2 protein-coding genes are annotated in these 2969 nt (G+C 54.9%); one reads left to right on the top strand and one right to left on the bottom strand.

From position 1 onward, the window contains the following. Positions 1 to 2771: carbamoyl-phosphate synthase large subunit (gene carB / locus R6V78_RS03445; RefSeq protein WP_410287930.1), on the top strand; the 2771-nt coding region annotated here is incomplete at its 5' end. A gap of 53 nt (positions 2772 to 2824) precedes the next feature. On the opposite strand, the gene R6V78_RS03440 is transcribed toward carB, so the two are convergent. Further along, positions 2825 to 2959 (bottom strand): DUF3047 domain-containing protein, encoded by a 135-nt coding sequence (locus tag R6V78_RS03440; RefSeq protein ID WP_410287931.1) that lies wholly within the window; start codon positions 2957 to 2959, stop codon positions 2825 to 2827. Between the last annotated feature and the right edge of the window lie 10 nt (positions 2960 to 2969).

The following is a 2969-nucleotide window of genomic DNA, read 5'->3' as shown; positions in this document are numbered from 1 at the left end:
TCACTACGGTGGAAGATGCTGAAGCGGCCGCAGAAGCGCTGGGGTATCCGGTGGTTATCCGCCCTGCGTACACCATGGGAGGAACCGGCGGCGGGCTGGTCTACAACATCGAGGAACTAAACACGATCGCCGCCCGCGGTCTGGCGGCCAGTTTCGTCAACCAGGTTCTGGTTGAAGAATCCGTGCTGGGCTGGGAAGAGCTGGAGCTGGAAGTGGTTCGGGATGCCAAAAACCAGATGATTACAGTCTGTTTTATCGAAAACGTGGATGCCATGGGCGTCCACACCGGCGACAGTTTCTGTACGGCCCCCATGCTGACCATCGCCCTGAAGCTGCAGGAGCGTCTGCAGAAGTATGCCTATGACATCGTTGAAGCCATTGAGGTCATCGGCGGCACCAATATCCAGTTTGCCCACGATCCGGAAACGGGCCGTGTCGTTGTCATTGAAATCAACCCGCGAACCTCCCGCTCGTCCGCTCTGGCATCCAAGGCAACCGGTTTTCCGATTGCCAGGGTCTCTTCCCTGCTCGCAGGCGGCCTCACCATGGATGAAATACCCTACTGGCGTGAAGGAACACTGGAAAAGTATACACCCTCGGGCGACTATGTGGTGGTCAAATTCGCCCGCTGGGCATTTGAAAAATTTGAAGGGGCCCAGGACAGGCTGGGGACTCAGATGCGCGCGGTAGGCGAAGTCATGAGCCTTGGTAAAACCTATAAGGAGGCCCTGCAAAAAGCCATTCGAAGCCTTGAAATCAACCGCTACGGCCTGGGATTCGTCAAAAATTTCAATTCTCTTTCCCTGCGGGTACTCATGGACCGCTTGGATTTTGCAAGCAGCGAACGTCAGTTTCTGATGTATGAAGCGCTGCGAAAAGGCGCCGACGTGAACGAACTCTACCAAAAGACCCATATCAAACCCTGGTTCATCGAACAGATGAAAGAATTGGTGGAGCTGGAGGAAAAAATACTGGCCTGCCGGGATAGCGCCCTGCCCGACGAACTGCTGATTCAGGCCAAAAAAGACGGCTTTGCGGACCGCTACCTGGCCATGCTGCTCAACCTGCCCGAAAAGCGGATTCGCGAACAAAGAAAGGCACTGGGCCTGAACCAGGCATGGGAACCCGTGCCGGTAAGCGGTGTTGAAAATGCAGCCTACTATTATTCCACCTACAACGCCGCAGACAAGGTTCCGGTGAGCGACCGTAAAAAAATCATGGTCCTGGGAGGCGGTCCCAACCGTATCGGGCAGGGCATCGAGTTTGACTACTGCTGCGTGCATGCCGCCATGGCCATCCGCGAAGCAGGCTATGAATCCATTATGGTGAACTGTAACCCTGAAACCGTTTCCACCGATTACGACACATCTGACAAGCTCTATTTTGAACCGCTTACAGTGGAAGATGTGTTGAGCATCTATGAAAAAGAAAAACCGGAAGGCGTTGTTGTCCAGTTCGGCGGTCAGACCCCCCTCAATATCGCCACGGAACTTGAGGCGCTGGGCGTAAAGATTTTGGGGACATCCCCTGACACCATCGACCTGGCGGAAGATCGGGACCGCTTCCGGCACATCATGCGGGAGCTGGGCATTCCCCAGCCTGAATCCGGCATGGCCAGAACCATGGCCGAGGCTCAGGAAATCGCCGGTAAAATAGGCTACCCCTTAATGGTCCGGCCCTCTTATGTCCTGGGCGGGCGGGGAATGGAAGTGGTGCAGGATAAGGAATCCCTAAAGTTCTATCTGGAAGCGGCGGTGGAGCTTTCGCCCCAGCGGCCCATCCTCATCGACAGGTTTCTGGACAACGCCATTGAAGCCGAGGCTGACGCCATTGCAGACGGTGCAAATGCGTTTGTGCCCGCCGTCATGGAGCACATTGAACTGGCCGGAATTCATTCCGGCGATTCCGCCTGCGTGATTCCGCCGGTGAGCATTGCGCCGAAGCATATCGAAACCATCAACGAATACACCCGCAAGATCGCCATCGCGCTGAACGTCGTCGGGCTGATGAATATTCAATACGCGATATTTGAAAACACCGTATATGTGCTGGAAGCCAATCCCCGGGCATCGCGAACCGTGCCGTTGGTATCCAAGGTCTGCAACATCTCCATGGCCAAAATCGCCATGAAGGTCATACTCGGTCAACAAATAGCGGATCTCGGGCTGAAGCATCGTTTCATACCCCACTTCGGTATCAAGGAAGCCGTTTTCCCCTTCAATATGTTTCCCGAGGTGGATCCGGTTCTGGGACCGGAAATGCGATCCACCGGCGAAGTGCTGGGCCTTTCCCATTCCTACGGGCGGTCATTTTTTAAAGCACAGGAAGCGACCCAGTCCCCGCTGCCCCTGGAAGGATCCGTTCTGTTCACCATTGCGGACCGGGACAAAAGCGCCGCCCTCGAAGCTGTCAGACTCTTCAAGGAACTGGGATTCACCATCATGACCACCGAAGGGACCCACTACTTTCTGGCGGAAAGGAATATTGAAAATACGCCCTTGCGTAAACTGGGATATGGCCGGCCGGATCTGGTGGATGCCATAAAAAACGGCGCGGTAAACCTGCTGGTGAATACGCCCAGCGGCAGAAAGAGCTCCCTTGACAGCTCGCGCATTCGCAAGGCGGCCATTAAATACAAGGTGCCTTACATCACCACCACGGCCGCGGCGGTTGCAGCAGCCAAGGGCATTGCAGCCCGCCGCGGCGGCGCACCGAAAGTCAGGTCCCTGCAGGAATATCACAGGGATATGGAGAAAATCGCCGGATTTTGAGGAGGATTGCGACAGAAGAAACCAAACACACATCACGAAAACACGAAATGCCGCTAAAATTTCTCAAACGCGATATCCCCGAAAAAGGCGACCGCCAACTCACCGGTATTATCTGTATCCGTCATGACGGCGACGCCTGAAATCGCGGGAGGATCTGAACCGAATGCGTTTCGATAATCTTCAAGAATATTCCGTTTT

Origin of the sequence: Desulfosarcina sp. (assembly GCF_046496365.1) — a bacterium.
GTDB lineage: Bacteria > Desulfobacterota > Desulfobacteria > Desulfobacterales > Desulfosarcinaceae > Desulfosarcina.
The sequence above is the reverse complement of the archived record's forward strand: the minus strand, read 5'-3'. Positions and strand labels throughout refer to the sequence as shown.